We start from the raw sequence: 17,272 nt of genomic DNA on the forward strand, positions 1-17,272 counted from the left end.
AATCACAGATGGCGCCGAATTCACGCCATCTGATTACCTACCTATTACGCTGCTAGAATTGTTTTCAAGTCTTCTTCTACGGTAGAAATACCGCGCATATCAAACTTATCTTCTAGGATACTCATTAGATTGTCAGTCAGGAATGCCGGCGCAGTCGGTCCGGTGTAAATGCCTTTAACACCAAGTGCTAGCAGGGTTAACAGGATAACGATAGCCTTTTGCTCAAACCAAGAAAGGACCAGAGTCAGAGGTAGCTCATTGATGTCGCAATCAAATTCCTTCGCCAGCGCTAACGCAAGCTGAATCGCTGAGTAAGCATCATTACACTGACCCACGTCCAGTAAGCGTGGAATACCGTTAATGTCGCCAAACTGGTTCTTATTGAAACGGAACTTACCGCATGCCAGAGTCAGAATTACGCTGTCTTCTGGTGCTTGTGCAGTGAAGTCGCTGTAGTAACTGCGCTCGGCTTTATCGCCATCACAACCACCAACCAGGAAGAAATGTTTAATTGCACCCGCTTTTACTTGTTCTACCACCGCAGGAGCCGCTTGCATCAGTGCATTACGTCCAAATCCAACCGTGATCATGTGCTCGATTTCATCGTGTTGGAAACCTTCTTGCGCCAGAGCGCACTCAATTACCTGACTAAAGTCGTCGCCCTCAATATGGGCAACACCTGGCCAGCCTACAATGCTACGGGTAAACAAGCGATCCGCGTACTGACCCACATTCGGGTTAAGCAGACAGTTAGAGGTCATCACAATAGCACCAGGGAAATTAGCAAACTCTTTCTGTTGGTTCTGCCATGCACTTCCATAGTTACCAACCAAATGCGGGTACTTTTTCAGCTCTGGGTATGCGTGTGCAGGTAGCATCTCACCGTTGGTATAAACATTAATACCCTTGCCTTCTGTTTGTTGCAGAATCTTCTCTAGATCATGCAAGTCATGGCCTGAAACAAGAATACACTTGCCTTTTACAGTCTTTACATTCACCTGAGTGGGTTCTGGATGGCCAAAGGTCTCTGTTTCACCTTTGTCCAGCATTTCCATGATCTTGTAGTTCATAAGACCAATCTGCATAGATGTGTTAAGAAGTGGCTCAAGCTCAACCGGGTCCGTGCCTAACCAAGCCATAATCTGGTGGTATTCTGCGTAAACCGTTTCGTCAGTTTGAGACAGTACTCGTGCATGCTCCAAATAAGCAGCCGCACCTTTCAGGCCGTATAGGCAAAGTAGACGCAAGCCAATCACATCTTCGTGGAGACTTTCATGACCACGGTTGACAGCCGCCGTTGGTGCAAACGTCAGCAATGCTTCTTTTGAAGTCGGCAGTTCGAACTGAGCTGCAGGAGAAAGCTCATCGATTGCAATACCTTGAACCAGAGAAGCCGCTTGCACCTGCGCCTGAAGGCGAGCTTTGTAGGTCGCCGCTAGGTTTGCGAGCTCGATGATGCGCTCTGGATCAAAGTTCACGTTGGTGAGTGTAGAGAAGAATGCTCGTGGTGCCCACTGATCAATTTCTTGGTCAACAATGCCAAATTTGCGCCCCTGGTCAGCCCAGAAAGAGACGCCCTGTAGGGTGTACACTAATACGTCTTGTAGGTCAGAGACTTCTGACGTTTTACCACACATACCTTGTGTATAAGAACAGCCCTTAGAGACAGGGGTTTGAATAGTTTGTTCGCATTGAATACAGAACATAATGAGGACTCCAGTGTTTTATGTGGTGCTTTGATACATAGCCAAAGCCGATTATTCCTGAACCCTCTAAGGCATAAAGCATGCCAATTTTTATATAGTTGATTTATAATAGATTAAACATAATTTTCACATAAAAACGGGTCATTTAGACACGCAGCAAGTACCATTCAATTACACACCAAGGAGTCAAAATGACACAATACCTATCCAGGTATCAGTTTCTTTTTCTAACTTATTGAAGTTTATCTGATTCTATATTCAATCAAAGTTTACTGGTGACTTTAGCACCGTCGATGATGTCGGTTCCCGACGCGTGAACATTGCCGAACAGATAATGGCTGGCAACACGCTTTTGAGTTGGTTTTACGCCCACACGAAACGGTGAACTTAACTACTCTTTCAGGAAATGACGTTTGTTGGAACCAAAATCGCCAATTCATCAGGTTTGACCTTTGAGATATGGTTGATCGTTGGGCTCTGTTACTTCCTACTCTGTTTTCTCTGTCGCTCCCATTCAGACAACTGGAGCGCCCGGAAGAAAGCTAAAACGGTTCATCAGTTTCACTCTCCCCCGACACAACAGATCTCGCGTCAAGGAAGAGCAACTGTAAATTCAGCTAAAGAGGAAGGTAATGGTCAACCAACAAGACCACAAACAGTAACATCAGGTGGATAATAGAAAACTTAAAGGTTTCAATCGCCGTTTTATCATCACAGGCATATTTGAGCTTCCAGGCATAATAGATGAAACCTGTACTAAGAAGCGTCGAGCCCGCCAGGTATATCAACCCTGTCATTCCGACCAATGCAGGCATAAGACAAACCAGTGCCAACAAAATGGTGTAGAGCAAAATCGATGTCTTGGTATACGCAATACCATGGGTGACAGGCAACATAGGAATGTCGGCTTTGGCGTAATCTTCTCTTCTGTGAATCGCTAAAGCCCAGAAGTGTGGTGGTGTCCAGATAAAAATGATCATCACCAGCAACCATGCATTGGCATGCAAATCACCGGTGACCGCTGTCCAGCCTAATAACGGTGGCATAGCTCCAGCAATCCCGGCAATAACGATATTTTGCGGGGTGGCTCGTTTGAGATACAAAGTATACACCACCGCATAACCTAGAAGACTGGCAAACGTTAACCAAGCCGTTAGCCAATTCACCCCACCAGCTAATACGACAAAGCCCAACACACCAATCGCAGTGGCAAACACAAACACCCTAGTGGCACTTAAATCACCGGAAGGCAGAGGACGTTTGTGTGTTCGGGCCATTATGGCATCTATGCGCCGGTCAATCAGGTGATTAAAAGCAGCCGCCGATCCAGCCATCAGCGCAATACCACTCAAACCTAACACTGTCGCTTTCAAGGGCAAAGCACCCGGTACCGCGAGACACATTCCGACCAGAGCAGTCAGAATCATCAACGCAACCACTTTTGGCTTCGTCAGGGTTAAGTAGGTTCTCCAGCTAACGCCCCTGCGCTCAGATGCCACCAAATTATCTGTAGCAATCACATTTGATTTACTCATAGAGAACTCTCCTTGTCTCCGGACACCTTCAATGTCTCTATTGAAATACCCGGCTCAATTGCCGTTAGCTCTGGTTTTTTCAGACCCACATAACTCACTCGGTGTAATACATAGTTAGTTTGTATCAAACTTAATAACAGACACGCTGCCCCCAAATTATGTAACACGGCGACAGGCAGAGGTAAGTGAAAAACAACATTACTGACACCCAGAACTAACTGAATACTCAGGACCACAGCGACAATGCGTCCAAGCCGACTAATAACATGCTGTTCATGTTTAAGTAACTGCAACGCGAGCAGGCCAACCACCAAAGCCACCAAAATGGCCCCTATTCTGTGACTCACATGAATCGTTATCCTTGCGGGGTACTCAAGTACACCAAATTCATAGTTGTCGAAGCCAAAATGAACGGGCGTAAACGCGGTTTTGAAGTCCAGGTAACTGACCCAGTTACCCTCACAAATAGGTAACGCCGTACAGACGACGGCAGCATAGTTGGACGAGGTCCAGCCACCGAGAATAATTTGCACCACCGTCAATACCAGTGCGACCAACGCAAAGATCTGTAACCTTTGTGAAACGACGCCTTTACGCCTATGGGATGACTTGTTCGATACAACCTTCAGAGAACCCTGGCTAACAGGGTGAGTAGGACTCGTATCAAACTGTTCGATACGCGAGACTTCAACCTTTGGGCGCAGCCGTAAATATGTCAGAAACAGCAGTGAAAACATGGTAAAGCCACCAAGCAGATGACCCATAACGACAATAGGCATCAATTTAAGTGTGACCGTCCACATCCCTAGCGCAGCCTGAAACACAATGACCAATGACAGAGAGATGGGCAGCACAGTACCCAGCTGCTGTCTTTGTTTTCCTAATGCGAATGCCGTGATCGCGAAAACGACAATTCCCAGACTGCCTGCCAAATAACGATGAATCATCTCTAACCACGCTTTATGGGGTTCCACTGCGCGTTCAGGATACAATGTATTCGCTACTTCCACGTCCACTTTGGCGCTGGGTACCGTTAGATGACCATAGCAGCCGGGCCAGTCCGGACACCCCAATCCAGCATCTGCCAGGCGTGTATAAGCCCCCATTGCGATGACAATCACAGTGAGCACCAAACTTGTTCTAACCAGATTAATCAGCCCCATAGCGACTCCTTGCTTTACACTGCTTACCAGGCATGCTGCTTATTCCAATACCTAACCAACTCGAGAGAGCTTAAGTAGTTTCCTCAAATCCGAAAGCAAGCCCTTGCTATGCTCAAGCTGATTCGCTGTTGTAGTCGGTGGAAAAAACATCACCAGTTGGCCGAGAGTATCCGCAATGACATACCCTTCATTCGGAATAAGCTGGTTAAACTCCTCATTGACGACGACCCGTTGAATCGAATCAGGAAGCTCCGGAACCTTCTGGTGCGCCTGAATGTAAACTACAGGCGTGACCCGTTCTTTGTATTTACCCAGTGCGAGATAGGTCTGCCCCATAATATAAAGCCGATCTAGACATTCTTGCTCGCAGACTTTGGGCAACACAAAACCAAGTTGCCAACTCTGTCCCTGCAGCGGATTCTCTATGGCCAGACTGTCGAACGTCACTCTTGGTTCTATTAATTCACCATGGTTAGTCACCCCTGACTGATACCAGTTGTTTGTAAGAATTGCTTTGGCTACGATAAAAGGCATAGCAAAAAACAGGATCAGGGACAGGAGCATTAAACGACCTCTTGCAACCGACTTTGAATTCGAACGATCTGTTGCTACGTCAATATCCATTTTGGAACTCATCATCTCTCCTTAACTGACCAGGTATTCACTTTCATCCTACGTATTAGGACCACGAGTATTAAGCCAGCAAAAACAAACGCCATTGCGAACCACTGAAAGGCATAGCCATAATGCTTTTTAGCGTTCATCGATAAGGGCTTCCATGGGTGAACATAAGATGTAAGGTCGTCTGTAGGCTGAATCACCCACCTCACTATAGGTTGTTGAATAACCTCAGCCATCGCCTCCAAATTGAGGTTCTGAACTCGATACTGAGATACATCCCCTACCCCGAACGTCTCTGTATACAAGTCACTGCTCAAAACACTTTGCATCTTTTGATACAACCTTCCCGTTACTGCAACTGGCTTCGTGATAACGGACACCTCAGGAAGTTTCCGCCTGTCATCAGTTCCAGCAACAAAGCCCAGTTCAACCAACCAGTGACGAGATGAGTTATCCACCATCAGTTGCAATACAAGATAGCCAATTCTTCCATCGACAGTTTGATTATCCAGATAGAAAACGGTCGGCAATGGCTGCAATTCGCCAAAAACAGGCAAAGCAAACCATTCCATGTAAGTCGCTGGATGATCGCTGGTGACTGGTATCTCAAGAGAAAGAAGGGACCTGGGAGGCAGTTGTGCGCGCTCAGCTAACATGGTTTCGATCATGGTTTTGTCGTCACCGCGCTGCCTTTGCCACAGACCTAAGTTGACCAACGCTGAAAACACAACCACAGTTAATACACCCCCAATCCAGAACTTCATGGATTTAAACCACAGAACACGAGGCCTGCCAATGTCACCGACACTGCTGTTTAAGATTGCTTTAGTACTGCTGTTACTTTTCATCATCTTCAACTTAGCGCTTGCCCTAATCAGAATGGTTCGCGACGATCCAGACTCTGGAAAACCCATGAGTTATTATCTAGGTCGTCGCGTGCTGTTCTCAGCGATTGTCATTATTCTTTTAATTATTGCCCTACAAAGTGGTTTACTGACTCCTAACCCTCGCCCTTACTAAAAACCACTGTACCGTACCCAGCTACAATACGTAGACAAACACGAACAGGCATAGCCATACCACGTCAACGAAGTGCCAGTACCAACTGCCAGCCTGAAATCCGAAATGATCTCGGGGTGTAAAGTGATCCTTGGCAATTCGAAACAAAAGTACCGTCAAAAACACCGTGCCAATAAATACGTGTAACCCGTGGAATCCAGTCAACATAAAGAAGGTGTTTCCATAGATCCCGGACTGTAACGTCAGCCCCATATCCTGATAAGCATGTGCGTATTCCACCGCTTGGTAATACAAGAAGAGCACCGCAAGAACGATGGTGATTTCAAGCCAGACAATCAACGCGGTACGTTTGTTTTTTTCCAGACTCACGTGTGCCATATGCAGTGTGACAGAAGAGATCAATAAGATAATGGTATTTTTCAGAGGTAACCCTTGCCATGGCATAGCCTGTGTCGTCTCTCCACCAGGAGTGGTGGTCAGAGGCCACATGGCCTCAAACGTCGGCCATAGTATCTCATGGGTCATCACATTGTTGTCTGCACCGCCCAGCCACGGAACAGAGACCATGCGCGCGTAAAACAGTGCACCAAAAAAAGCACCGAAGAACATAACTTCAGAGAAGATAAACCAGCTCATTCCCTGCTTAAACGAGCGTGACAACTGATCTGAATACAACCCCGACAACGACTCAGAAATCACATTACTCATCCAGCCAGAAAACATATAAATCAGTACTACAAAACCGAGCGCGAGGACCACACCGCCAATCACGCTCCCCGCTCCCCCTGTCTCAAGATTCTGGACCGTAAGTCCGGCTCCTACAGCTACAAAAAATAACGCTACGGCCCCTACAATGGGCCAACTGCTTTGCGCCGGAACATAATATGGTTGAGGCTTACTCATAGCTTAACTCCGAAGTCGTTTGGTTGAGTGCGCTTTTACTGCTTATACCGGCTAGCGCATCGGGAGTCGCCAGAGGCTCCTCACCGCTGCTGGCACTGCCCGAGATGTTATAAAGCGTATAAGAGAGAGTGAGTGTGTGTATCGAGTCCGGAATGTCCGGCTCCAGATAAAAGATCAGTGGCATTTCCGCCTCTCCGTTACCTTCTAACGGCTGGCGGTTAAAGCAAAAGCACTCGATTTTATTAAAATAAGAAGCCCCCATTCCAGGAGAGACTGAAGGCACAGCTTGTCCAACGAGAGACTGGCTCGAGTTATTTTTGGCAAAATAGGCGGTTTTTATCACTTCACCCGGATGCACCTCAAGCGCCATCGTTTCAGGCTCAAAGTCCCAAGGCATATCCGGGTTAATATGCGCCATAAATTCAACCCTAACCGTTCGGGAAATATCGGCTTGCATCCCTACCGGCTGGACCGCTGAAACGGAGCTGGTTTTTCCATTGATGCCCAAAGCTTCACACATCACGTCGTACAAAGGAACCAGAGCAAAACCAAATCCAAACATGGCCACTACCGCAACGCTGAGTCTTGCGACCAACTTCCTGTTTGACGTTTTGGTTTTGCTGTCCATCGCTACACGTCCCCTTAATCAATCTTTGGTGGGGTGGTGAATGTGTGGTGAGGAGCAGGACTTGGTACTGTCCATTCGAGCCCTTCTGCCCTATCCCATGGCTTGGCTTCCGCTTTCTGGCCGCCTTTGATGCACTTGATCACGACCCACAAGAAAATCAACTGGGACACACCAAAAGCAAAACCGCCGATCGACACAATCTGATTCACATCGGCAAACTGAATGGCGTAATCCGGAATGCGTCGGGGCATACCTGCCAGCCCCAAAAAGTGCATAGGGAAAAACAACACGTTCACAGAAATCACCGAACACCAGAAATGCCACAGGCTCAACTTATGGTCATACATATTGCCCGTCCATTTAGGTAGCCAGTAATATGCCGCCGCCATGATCGAGAACACTGCACCTGACACCAACACGTAATGGAAGTGAGCGACAACAAAATAAGTATCATGATATTGAAAGTCCGCAGGAACAATGGCCAACATCAACCCAGAGAACCCACCAATGGTAAACAGGACAATAAAGGCAATCGCAAACAGCATAGGAGTCTCAAAGGTCAGCGCGCCTCGCCACATCGTCGCCACCCAGTTAAACACTTTTACCCCGGTCGGCACGGCTATCAACATGGTACAGTACATGAAGAACAGCTCGGCAAAGACCGGCATTCCCGTGGTAAACATATGGTGTGCCCAGACTAAGAACGAAAGCAACGCAATACTGCACGTTGCATACACCATCGAGTGATAACCAAACAGTTTTTTACCACTAAACGCAGGAACAATAGCGGAAATGATCCCGAACGATGGCAAGATCATAATGTAAACTTCGGGATGGCCAAAGAACCAGAAAATATGCTGGAACATGACCGGATCGCCCCCGCCAGCCGCGTCAAAAAAGCTAGTACCAAAGTACTTATCGGTGAGTACCATGGTCACTGCTCCGGCAAGCACTGGCATCACCGCAATAAGCAAGAACGCTGTTATTAGCCAGGTCCAGACGAACAGCGGCATTTTCATCAAAGTCATGCCTGGCGCACGCATATTAAAGATAGTCACGATGACGTTGATCGCCCCCATGATAGAACTTATCCCCATTATGTGTACCGAGAACACAAATAATGCCGTACTGTCAGGTCCATACGTTGTCGACAGAGGTGCGTAAAAAGTCCAACCGAAGTTAGGGCCGCCACCAGGAAGGAACAGTGAGGCGATCAGGATCAGAAACGCAAACGGCAATATCCAGAAACTCAGGTTATTCATTCGAGGCAGAGCCATATCTGGCGCACCTATCATCAAAGGCACCATCCAGTTCGCCAAGCCAGTAAACGCCGGCATAACTGCACCAAATACCATCACCAGTCCATGGACGGTCGTCATTTGATTGAAGAAATTTGGCTCAACGAGCTGGAGACCCGGCTGGAATAACTCTGCACGTATGACCATAGCCATCGCGCCACCAGTCAAAAACATGATGAAACTAAACCAAAGATATAAAGTTCCTATGTCTTTATGGCTGGTAGAGTATACCCAACGCTGCCAACCTGAAGGTGCATGGTCATGATGATCGTCTTCGATGACTGCCGTGCTTTCTGCCCGGCTCATGTCCGCATCCGTCACAGCCGATGCTTTCACTTTTTCCATTGGATCCGTTTTCATCATAACTCCTTGGAGCCTTGCTCCGCTTCCTGAGTTTTGTAGGCATTGATATCTGAAGCTTGAACTACATCTCCCGTATTGTTGCCCCATGCATTACGCTGATATGTCACCACCGCCGCAATTTCTTTGTCTGTAAGCTGATTGGCGAAAGACTGCATCGCAGTTCCGCTCACGCCGTCCACAATCTTACTAATATGAATGTCGATGTTTCCGGTCGTCGCTACCTCACTGCCTGCTATAGCAGGAAATGCACCCGGCAAACCTTGACCATTAGCCTGATGACAAACCGCACAGCGGCTCGCATACACCGCTTCCCCCGTCGTCAACAGCTCCTCAATCGACAGTGTCACGTCCAGAGCTTTTGCCGCCTCGGCTTTAGCGGTTGCCATTTCCTCTTTTTTACCTGCCAACCATACCGAGTAATCCTCCTGAGCCATGGCGTGCACGACGATAGGCATGAAGCCATGAGCCTTACCGCAAAGCTCAGCGCACTGACCCCGGTATACACCGGGTTGGTCTATCTTGGTCCATGCTTCATTAATGAATCCCGGAATCGTATCTTTTTTGACGGCAAAATCAGGCACCCACCAGGAGTGAATGACATCATCAGAGGTCATCAGGAAACGGATCTTCGTATCCACCGGCACGACGAGTGGATTATCCACTTCCAGCAGGTAATGCGCCCCTTTCTCTTCAACACCATCGATTTGTTGTTGCGTGGTGGACATCAATGAAAAAAACTCAACATCTTCACCAAAATAAGCGTAATGCCATTTCCATTGCGAACCGGTGATTTTGATTGTGAGGTCGGATTGAGAGGTGTCTTCCATAGCAACCAGAGTTTTAGTTGCCGGAATCGCCATTAACACCAGAATGATGATGGGAATGACCGTCCAAATAACTTCCACTTTGGTACTCTCATGGAAGTTAGCAGCTACTGCGCCCTTAGATTTCCTGTGTTTGAATATGGAATAGAACATCACTCCAAACACAATAAAGGCGATCGCACAGCAAATGTAAAAAATAAGCATGTGCAAATCATAGACTTGGTTACTGATATCAGTAACCCCCCGAGTGAGATTGAAGTTACTCGACTCGGCGAAGAGAGGTTGGCTGACAAGCGCAGTCGCCAAACCAATCCCAATGTGAGTGGTCAGCAATCTTTTCAAAAGATTTCTCCTTTGCCTAGCCACGTCTTTCCTGACGTGGTTCCCCTATGACTCTTACCAGGCACGTCCGGAATGAGATCAAACACTCCAGGATGGTATAAGTCCGTAATCAAAACCCAACAAGCTGTGATTCGACGACGTTAAACGAAGACCAACTAGGTTTTTTGACTCCAAAATGAGTCTCAAAAATTCTGCCAAACTACACAATTAAACGGTCAACACAACGAATTAACCACTTAGTTATTGAGTCTGGTGTTAATAAAATACAACCGAAAACAATTTGTTATATTTTTGTTAACTAAAGGCTAGTTACAGATTCAAAGATCTGCAAGAAGAAAAATAAATGCCCTTATTTTGTGATAGGGGCATTTAGAGTTCAGGCGGGAAATTTGACATCTTGGGTAGCGTGGACTTCCAGTGACGCTATCAGAAATTCTTATTCAACATACGTTTTGAACCACGTTTGTCAGAACGATAATTGAGTTGCTTCATTTGATGAGCGGTAAACTCATCTTCAGTCAACAAGCCATCGTTATTAATATCTAACGTAGTGAACATTGGCGCATTCGATGCGTTCTTCATTGGGCGGCCTAATTCGCTACGTGCTGCCATTCGCTCAGTTCGAAACTGCTCCAACTCAGACTCTGTTACCTGACTATCACCATTAATATCCAGTTCACTGAATGCCACACGATTACCGTAAACCCCCATTCCCGTACCTGAATTGGCGTACATTCCAGCATACGCGGCCGATCCCAAAATGACGCTCAACAATGTAATAGCAATAAGTTGTACTTTCATGATTCCATCCTCCGTCGCAACCTCAACATAAGCATAAGCTTATATGTGTAAAGCAACGTTATGGAATGTAAAGGTGGGTAAAGGGAGGGGGGAGTTGATGTGTAAGGAGGCCGTGATAAACCGGCCTTGTGAGAGTGACCTAAATAGCCACCCACTCTACCTCAATGATGGTCTTACCCTCATGCTTGATGCGGCCCAGAAAACGATCACCCTCGACAATCTCACCCACACCCTGTGGCGTACCTGTCATTATGATATCGCCATCCTCGAGCTCAGTGTACGACGACAACTCAGACACTATTACCTCCGGTTTGTAGATCATCTGTTGGGTGCTGCCAAGCTGCATTCTCATACTGTTGATAAAGAGTTCGACTTCAAGTTTCGTCACATCCATGCCCTTAAGGGGAACAAATCGACTGAATTTTGCTGAATGGTCAAATGCTTTGGCTCGCTCCCATGGCAGGCCTTTTCCTTTTAACTGAGATTGCAGTCCTCGCTTGGTCAAATCAAGCCCGAAGCCTACCGCAAACAGGGCCTTGTCCTTGATCAAGAAGCATATTTCTGCCTCGTAGTGAAGTGGCTCATCAAGATAAGCGTGCAGCTCAGAAGCAATGCTCGAGTTTGGTTTATTAAACACCACCATGTTCTCGGGGATCTCATTACCCAGCTCATGAATGTGCTCAACGTAATTGCGCCCTACGCACAGAATCTTCGATGGAAAATAGTTTTTGTCTCCAACCACGACCGCTTTCATTACTCTTCCTTGACGTACACATTAATCCAATAAATGAGAACGACGTATTTTAGCCGAAGAATAATGACAGACTTATGATTTAGAAGAGTATTTTTGAAAGTTGAGGCAAAGATCTGCTTTTTGAGTAGCGCCAAAAGATTGCCCATACCACAGAGTTAAGAGGAATACGTCTCGTCCCTTGCATTTTGATTCAATTTCATTAACCATTTGTATATTCAAATTTGTTTTCAGAGCCGTTCATGCCATCAGAGCCGTTATATATCCAGATAAAACAGTACATAGAGCGAAAAATTGACCAGGGACACTGGCCGGTTGGCGAACGTATTTCCACAGAAATGGAACTCACCGAGCAATTTTCAGTGAGCCGAATGACGGTAAATAAAGCCATTCGCGATTTGGTTGGTGAAGGAAAATTAGAACGGAAGCCTCGTCTGGGCACATTCGTCAAACGACCGGCAGAGAAAGCGGAGTCTCCTCTTCTCGACACTCGAAACATCGCTCAGGAAGTAGCAACCCGTGGCAAAAGTTACTCCTGTGTCGTCATCAAGCACCAGTCCATCCACGCCGATCAAACCATAGCGACCAAGCTCGGAGTCATGTTAGGAAGTACTGTGTACTACAGCGAAATTCTGCATAAAGAAAATGAGCTTCCCATTCAACTTGAGTGTCGCTGGGTCAACGCCAAGTACGCACCAGAATACCATCATCAGGATTTCTCCAAAGTCACCCCTAACGAGTACCTCACCGCGAACTGTCCAATGACAGCTGTGGAGCATACTGTCGAGGCGATTATGTGTGGCGACAACATCGGTAGGTTGCTTGAGATGAACGCACAAGATCCCTGCTTGTTGCTACACAGACGAACATGGAGTGACGACAAGCTCATCAGTAGTGCCCTGCTTTATCATCCAGGAAGCCGATATCAATTAAGTTCGAAGATTGAACTATAGTGTGTGGTGTTAGCATTCTCTGGATCAGCCACAACACCATCTGTCAGTTATAAATTCCAAAATTTGATCAGTTCTGACAGCCTACTGAGACTCATTTCTGCCCTTTTTTTGTTTCAAACCCAAGAAATAACCCCGTAATTCCCTTGATAAAGGGAATGTGATTCAGCGCGTCGCGAAGTCGATTTACGTGGCTTAATCTAAGGTTTTCAGCTGACTACACGCATTAAGAGATCCCCACTTTCGTGAGGACGACAATAATTTTTGATCATGCCGATTCCGAAATCAGGATCACTAAGTGATCACATTTCCAACCAATCCACTTGACCATTTGTATATATTGAACTATTAATTGTATATACAATAATAATTCAGTGATTAGTATGAACCTCATTCTTACCAATGCGCGCCTGGTTACCATGGAGCCCGGACTCAAAGGCTACCTACCAGGCTCGCCTTGCTGTCTGGTCATTCGGGGCGGATATATTGAAGCTGTGTTCGACAATGAACAGGAGATCGCACAGCTCACCAATAACGTAGGTCCTGACTTCACTCTGTTGGATTGCGAAGGACACATTGTGACTCCTGGCTTTATTGACCCCCACACCCATTTGATCTTCGCAGGCAGTCGCGCAGAAGAGTTTGAGGCACGTCTAAATGGCGAAACCTATGAAGCCATCGCCAATCGTGGTGGTGGTATCAACAGTACGGTACAAGCAACACGAAGTGCATCGGTAGACGAGTTAGTAGAGCTGGCTTTACCTCGTTTAGACAGCCTTATTCGCAGCGGTTGTACCACCGTAGAAGTGAAATCTGGTTACGGACTCACTCTGCAAGACGAAGTCAAAATGTTGGTCGCAGCTAAGTCTCTGGAAAATCACCGCCGCGTGACAATCACTACAACGCTGCTTGCCGCGCACGCCGTTCCCCCAGAGTACCAAGGCAATGCCGATGCCTATATCGATTACGTTGCGGACGTCATCATTCCTCATGTCGCTCAACATCAACTCGCTGATGCCGTCGATGTTTTCTGTGAATCCATAGGATTCAATCTCGTTCAAACAGAAAAGGTATTTTCCGCCGCAAAAGCACATGGCTTGGCCATCAAAGGGCATACTGAGCAACTGACGAATCTGGGAGGCAGTGCTCTGGCAGCACGCTACAAGGCGTTGTCTGTGGACCATATAGAGTATCTTGATAACGAAGGTGTATTGGCACTATCTAAAAGTGGCACCGTCGCCACTCTCCTGCCTGGCGCTTTCTATTACCTGAGAGAAACACAACAACCACCTATTGAATTGCTCAGAGAACTCGGGGTACCAATGGCTCTCGGCAGTGACCTCAACCCGGGCACATCACCATTTGCCCATCTTCAGCTGATGATGAATATGGCTTGTACACTATTTCGTCTTACCCCCGAAGAAGCATTACGTGGTGTCACATGCCATGCAGCTCAGGCCATCGGTCGCTCTGAAACGCTGGGACAAATTATACCTGGATACCAAGCCGACCTTGCGATCTGGGATATGTCACATCCCAGTGAACTTAGCTACCAGTTTGGCATGAAAGGCCTGAAACACCGCGTATATGCCGGGAGAGTTGAACATGTCATCTAAATCCGTCACAGAAAAACTTAACACACAGCATCATTACGTTTGGTCCGGCCGAAATGACCTTGAGGATAGTGATCGGCGCTGGCGAGTACACCACGTCATTGAACAAGTAGATACTCTGAGTTCCTTTACAGATTGCGTTCAACTACTGGGTTTTGAAACCGATGAAGGGGTTCGCCGTAACAAAGGTCGCACCGGAGCCCACGCTGGACCAGACATTATCCGCACAGCCCTAAGTAATCTGGCTTGGCATCAATCTTCTAAGCTGATTGATCTGGGAAACACCGCCACTATTACCGATGACTTAGAGAATAGCCAACTGACCACAGCGAAGGTGATCGAATCTGCGCTGGCGAACGGCCCTTTAGTGGTACTGGGGGGAGGACATGAAATTGCGTGGCCATCCTTTTTAGGTCTGTCCAATCACCTAAAAAACGCTCAATCCGCCCCGCGCATCGGTATTGTTAATTTTGATGCGCACTTTGATTTGCGGGAATACAAATCAGATATAACGGAACTCAAACCAAGTTCCGGAACCCCCTTTTCACAAATTGCTGACCATTGCCACGCAGAGTCGCTGCCATTCGAGTATTTCTGTATTGGGATCAGCGCCACGGGTAACACACAAGCACTGTTCGACAAAGCCAAACGACTTAACGTGCAATACATTCAGGATACTGAGTTGCTCTCCAGTCCACTCGACGTGCAGTTAGACAAACTGATCGCCTTTATGGAGCGTGTCGACTACCTCTACCTGACTATCGATCTGGATGTCTTCAATGCCGCACTCGCACCTGGTGTTAGTGCACCCGCTGCATTTGGTGTCTCACTCGAACATTTTTACCCACTATTTACGGCTATTCTCCAGCAGCAAAAACTGAAGCTGGCCGACATTGCCGAATACAACCCGACCTTCGACATCGACAACCGCACTGCCAAGCTCGCCGCAAGGCTCTGCTGGCAAATGATGAGCGCGATGTCTGAATCAAAACAATAACAGCGAACAAAGTAACACTGTTGCGCCCCTTCCAAACCACGGAAGACGCAATTCAAAAGGAAAATACGATGACTGATAGTAATAATCCACGTCTGGATGCCACTCGCTCAATCAAAGCGCCTCATGGCACCACTCTCAATGCGAAATCATGGCTGACGGAAGCGCCACTTCGCATGCTTATGAACAATCTGGACGACGAAGTTGCCGAACACCCACAATCTCTGGTTGTGTATGGTGGCATTGGACGCGCAGCTCGCAACTGGGAATGCTACGATAAAATTGTTGAAGTTCTGAAACGACTGGAAGACGACCAGACTCTATTGGTTCAGTCAGGTAAGCCAGTAGGTGTTTTTCCAACACACAAAGATGCCCCAAGAGTGCTGATCGCAAACTCCAACCTGGTACCTCACTGGGCCAACTGGGAGCACTTTAATGAACTCGATAAACAAGGTTTGATGATGTACGGTCAAATGACCGCAGGATCGTGGATCTATATCGGTTCACAGGGCATCGTTCAAGGCACCTACGAAACGTTTGTTGCCATCGCAAAACAGCACTTTAACGGTGACGCGTCTGACAAATGGATCCTGACCGGTGGCTTGGGTGGAATGGGTGGTGCTCAACCTCTAGCAGCAACGATGGCGGGCTTCTCGATGATCGCCGTCGAATGCGATGAATCCCGCATCGACTATCGTCTCAATACTCGTTATGTGGACACCAAAGCTCACTCGCTCGAAGAAGCACTTTCCATCATCAAAAACAGCGATAAACCCATCTCTGTCGGTCTGCTCGGCAACGCAGCGGACATCTACGCCGAACTGGTAGACAAAAACATCACACCGGACGTTGTCACCGACCAGACCTCTGCTCACGATCCCCTCAACGGTTATTTGCCTCAAGGCTGGACAATGGAGCAGGCCAAAGAACAACGTGTTACCGACCCTAGCGGTGTAGTAAAGGCCGCCAAGGCCTCCATGGCCGTCCAGGTGAAAGCCATCCTGGCCATGCAGGAGCGGGGCGCAGTGGCAACTGACTACGGAAACAACATTCGCCAGATGGCACTGGAAGAAGGCGTCGAAAATGCCTTCGACTTCCCGGGTTTTGTACCTGCGTACATTCGTCCTCTGTTCTGTGAAGGTATAGGTCCCTTCCGCTGGGCTGCACTGTCCGGCGACCCTGAAGATATCTATAAAACAGACCAGAAAGTCAAAGAGCTTATCCCGGATAATCCACATCTGCATAACTGGCTCGATATGGCCAGAGAGCGAATTCAATTTCAGGGGCTGCCAGCGCGAATCTGCTGGGTTGGCCTGAAAGATCGCGAGCGTCTGGGTCAGGCCTTTAACGAAATGGTCAGGAATGGCGAACTAAAAGCGCCAGTGGTGATAGGCCGAGACCATCTGGATTCAGGCTCAGTGGCAAGTCCAAACCGCGAAACGGAAGGCATGATGGATGGCTCGGATGCCGTTTCCGACTGGCCATTGCTGAATGCTCTGCTCAATACCTCCGGTGGTGCCACCTGGGTATCACTCCATCACGGTGGTGGCGTAGGCATGGGATTCTCACAACACAGTGGTATGGTTATCTGCTGCGATGGTACCGATGATGCTGCACGTCGCATCGGACGAGTCCTTCATAATGACCCGGCAACTGGCGTAATGCGCCACGCAGATGCGGGTTACGACATCGCCAAACAGTGCGCCAAAGAGCAAGGCCTTGATCTGCCAATGCTAGAACAAGATAGCAAACATGGTTAA

General features: G+C 47.6%; 16 protein-coding genes and 1 pseudogene. 6 read left to right on the top strand and 11 right to left on the bottom strand.

The window, feature by feature from the left end; all coding sequences use genetic code 11:
- Window positions 1-44: 44 nt before the first annotated feature.
- Window positions 45-1,706: a hydroxylamine reductase gene (hcp, locus tag C4S60_RS02125; protein ID WP_103878680.1), complete on the bottom strand. Its 1,662-nt coding sequence runs from the start codon at window positions 1,704-1,706 to the stop codon at window positions 45-47.
- A gap of 400 nt (window positions 1,707-2,106) precedes the next feature.
- Here hcp and C4S60_RS23735 point away from each other — a divergent pair.
- Window positions 2,107-2,252: pseudogene (locus C4S60_RS23735) on the top strand (amino acid ABC transporter permease); the annotation flags it as partial.
- A 71-nt stretch (window positions 2,253-2,323) separates the two neighbouring features.
- Here C4S60_RS23735 and cyoE read toward each other — a convergent pair.
- From cyoE to C4S60_RS02150, 4 genes are read right to left on the bottom strand one after another with little or no spacing between them, the layout of a single operon-like run.
- Window positions 2,324-3,241 carry a heme o synthase gene (gene cyoE, locus C4S60_RS02135; protein WP_103878681.1) on the bottom strand — a complete coding sequence of 306 codons (918 nt, stop codon included), beginning with the start codon at window positions 3,239-3,241 and terminating at the stop codon, window positions 2,324-2,326.
- Entirely contained in the window at window positions 3,238-4,404 is a 1,167-nt protein-coding gene (locus C4S60_RS02140) for a COX15/CtaA family protein (RefSeq protein ID WP_103878682.1), read from the bottom strand. The genes cyoE and C4S60_RS02140 overlap by 4 nt, the downstream gene beginning before the upstream one ends.
- Window positions 4,405-4,455: 51 nt before the next feature.
- Complete coding sequence (locus C4S60_RS02145; RefSeq protein WP_244182999.1) at window positions 4,456-5,043, bottom strand: hypothetical protein; 588 nt, start codon at window positions 5,041-5,043, stop codon at window positions 4,456-4,458.
- A complete protein-coding gene (locus tag C4S60_RS02150; RefSeq protein WP_160111318.1) occupies window positions 5,040-5,789 on the bottom strand; it encodes an SURF1 family protein in 750 nt (249 codons plus the stop codon). Before C4S60_RS02150 ends, C4S60_RS02145 begins: the two co-directional genes overlap by 4 nt.
- A 31-nt stretch (window positions 5,790-5,820) precedes the next feature.
- Between C4S60_RS02150 and C4S60_RS02155 the strand changes: the two genes are divergently transcribed.
- Window positions 5,821-6,045, top strand: a complete 225-nt coding sequence (locus C4S60_RS02155; RefSeq protein ID WP_103878684.1) for a DUF2909 family protein — start codon at window positions 5,821-5,823, stop codon at window positions 6,043-6,045.
- 21 nt (window positions 6,046-6,066) lie between these two features.
- Here C4S60_RS02155 and C4S60_RS02160 read toward each other — a convergent pair whose 3' ends face one another.
- The 6 genes from C4S60_RS02160 to C4S60_RS02185 form a co-directional block, all read right to left on the bottom strand.
- Window positions 6,067-6,948 carry a cytochrome c oxidase subunit 3 gene (locus tag C4S60_RS02160; RefSeq protein ID WP_103878685.1) on the bottom strand — a complete coding sequence of 294 codons (882 nt, stop codon included), beginning with the start codon at window positions 6,946-6,948 and terminating at the stop codon, window positions 6,067-6,069.
- A complete protein-coding gene (locus C4S60_RS02165; RefSeq protein ID WP_103878686.1) occupies window positions 6,941-7,576 on the bottom strand; it encodes a cytochrome c oxidase assembly protein in 636 nt (211 codons plus the stop codon). Before C4S60_RS02165 ends, C4S60_RS02160 begins: the two co-directional genes overlap by 8 nt.
- Before the next feature lie 14 nt (window positions 7,577-7,590).
- Window positions 7,591-9,234 (bottom strand): cytochrome c oxidase subunit I, encoded by a 1,644-nt coding sequence (gene ctaD / locus C4S60_RS02170; RefSeq protein ID WP_103878687.1) that lies wholly within the window; start codon window positions 9,232-9,234, stop codon window positions 7,591-7,593.
- The gene (coxB, locus tag C4S60_RS02175; protein ID WP_425275105.1) at window positions 9,234-10,373 is read right to left on the bottom strand and encodes a cytochrome c oxidase subunit II; all 1,140 of its coding nucleotides are present in this window, start codon (window positions 10,371-10,373) and stop codon (window positions 9,234-9,236) included. Before coxB ends, ctaD begins: the two co-directional genes overlap by 1 nt.
- A 456-nt stretch (window positions 10,374-10,829) precedes the next feature.
- Window positions 10,830-11,204: an EF-hand domain-containing protein gene (locus C4S60_RS02180; protein ID WP_103878689.1), complete on the bottom strand. Its 375-nt coding sequence runs from the start codon at window positions 11,202-11,204 to the stop codon at window positions 10,830-10,832.
- Window positions 11,205-11,343: 139 nt separating this feature from the next.
- Window positions 11,344-11,958: a fumarylacetoacetate hydrolase family protein gene (locus C4S60_RS02185; protein WP_103878690.1), complete on the bottom strand. Its 615-nt coding sequence runs from the start codon at window positions 11,956-11,958 to the stop codon at window positions 11,344-11,346.
- Window positions 11,959-12,197: 239 nt separating this feature from the next.
- On the opposite strand from C4S60_RS02185, the gene hutC reads away from it, so the two are divergent.
- From hutC to hutU, 4 genes are all read left to right on the top strand, one after another.
- A complete protein-coding gene (gene hutC / locus C4S60_RS02190; RefSeq protein ID WP_103878691.1) occupies window positions 12,198-12,908 on the top strand; it encodes a histidine utilization repressor in 711 nt (236 codons plus the stop codon).
- Between the two features lie 380 nt (window positions 12,909-13,288).
- Window positions 13,289-14,521: an imidazolonepropionase gene (gene hutI / locus C4S60_RS02195; RefSeq protein WP_103878692.1), complete on the top strand. Its 1,233-nt coding sequence runs from the start codon at window positions 13,289-13,291 to the stop codon at window positions 14,519-14,521.
- Window positions 14,511-15,515, top strand: a complete 1,005-nt coding sequence (gene hutG, locus C4S60_RS02200) for a formimidoylglutamase (RefSeq protein WP_103878693.1) — start codon at window positions 14,511-14,513, stop codon at window positions 15,513-15,515. The genes hutI and hutG overlap by 11 nt, the downstream gene beginning before the upstream one ends.
- Before the next feature lie 68 nt (window positions 15,516-15,583).
- Window positions 15,584-17,272, top strand: a complete 1,689-nt coding sequence (gene hutU, locus C4S60_RS02205) for a urocanate hydratase (RefSeq protein ID WP_103878694.1) — start codon at window positions 15,584-15,586, stop codon at window positions 17,270-17,272.

It is taken from the genome of Vibrio hangzhouensis (assembly GCF_900107935.1).
GTDB lineage: Bacteria > Pseudomonadota > Gammaproteobacteria > Enterobacterales > Vibrionaceae > Vibrio > Vibrio hangzhouensis.

Bases quoted from the DNA above. Each gene is read 5' to 3' on its own strand.
- hcp (WP_103878680.1), bottom strand. From the start codon at position 1,706: ATGTTCTGTATTCAATGCGAACAAACTATTCAAACCCCTGTCTCTAAG.
- cyoE (WP_103878681.1), bottom strand. From the start codon at position 3,241: ATGAGTAAATCAAATGTGATTGCTACAGATAATTTGGTGGCATCTGAG.
- C4S60_RS02140 (WP_103878682.1), bottom strand. From the start codon at position 4,404: ATGGGGCTGATTAATCTGGTTAGAACAAGTTTGGTGCTCACTGTGATT.
- C4S60_RS02145 (WP_244182999.1), bottom strand. From the start codon at position 5,043: ATGATGAGTTCCAAAATGGATATTGACGTAGCAACAGATCGTTCGAAT.
- C4S60_RS02150 (WP_160111318.1), bottom strand. From the start codon at position 5,789: ATGAAGTTCTGGATTGGGGGTGTATTAACTGTGGTTGTGTTTTCAGCG.
- C4S60_RS02155 (WP_103878684.1), top strand. From the start codon at position 5,821: ATGTCACCGACACTGCTGTTTAAGATTGCTTTAGTACTGCTGTTACTT.
- C4S60_RS02160 (WP_103878685.1), bottom strand. From the start codon at position 6,948: ATGAGTAAGCCTCAACCATATTATGTTCCGGCGCAAAGCAGTTGGCCC.
- C4S60_RS02165 (WP_103878686.1), bottom strand. From the start codon at position 7,576: ATGGACAGCAAAACCAAAACGTCAAACAGGAAGTTGGTCGCAAGACTC.
- ctaD (WP_103878687.1), bottom strand. From the start codon at position 9,234: ATGAAAACGGATCCAATGGAAAAAGTGAAAGCATCGGCTGTGACGGAT.
- C4S60_RS02180 (WP_103878689.1), bottom strand. From the start codon at position 11,204: ATGAAAGTACAACTTATTGCTATTACATTGTTGAGCGTCATTTTGGGA.
- C4S60_RS02185 (WP_103878690.1), bottom strand. From the start codon at position 11,958: ATGAAAGCGGTCGTGGTTGGAGACAAAAACTATTTTCCATCGAAGATT.
- hutC (WP_103878691.1), top strand. From the start codon at position 12,198: ATGCCATCAGAGCCGTTATATATCCAGATAAAACAGTACATAGAGCGA.
- hutI (WP_103878692.1), top strand. From the start codon at position 13,289: ATGAACCTCATTCTTACCAATGCGCGCCTGGTTACCATGGAGCCCGGA.
- hutG (WP_103878693.1), top strand. From the start codon at position 14,511: ATGTCATCTAAATCCGTCACAGAAAAACTTAACACACAGCATCATTAC.
- hutU (WP_103878694.1), top strand. From the start codon at position 15,584: ATGACTGATAGTAATAATCCACGTCTGGATGCCACTCGCTCAATCAAA.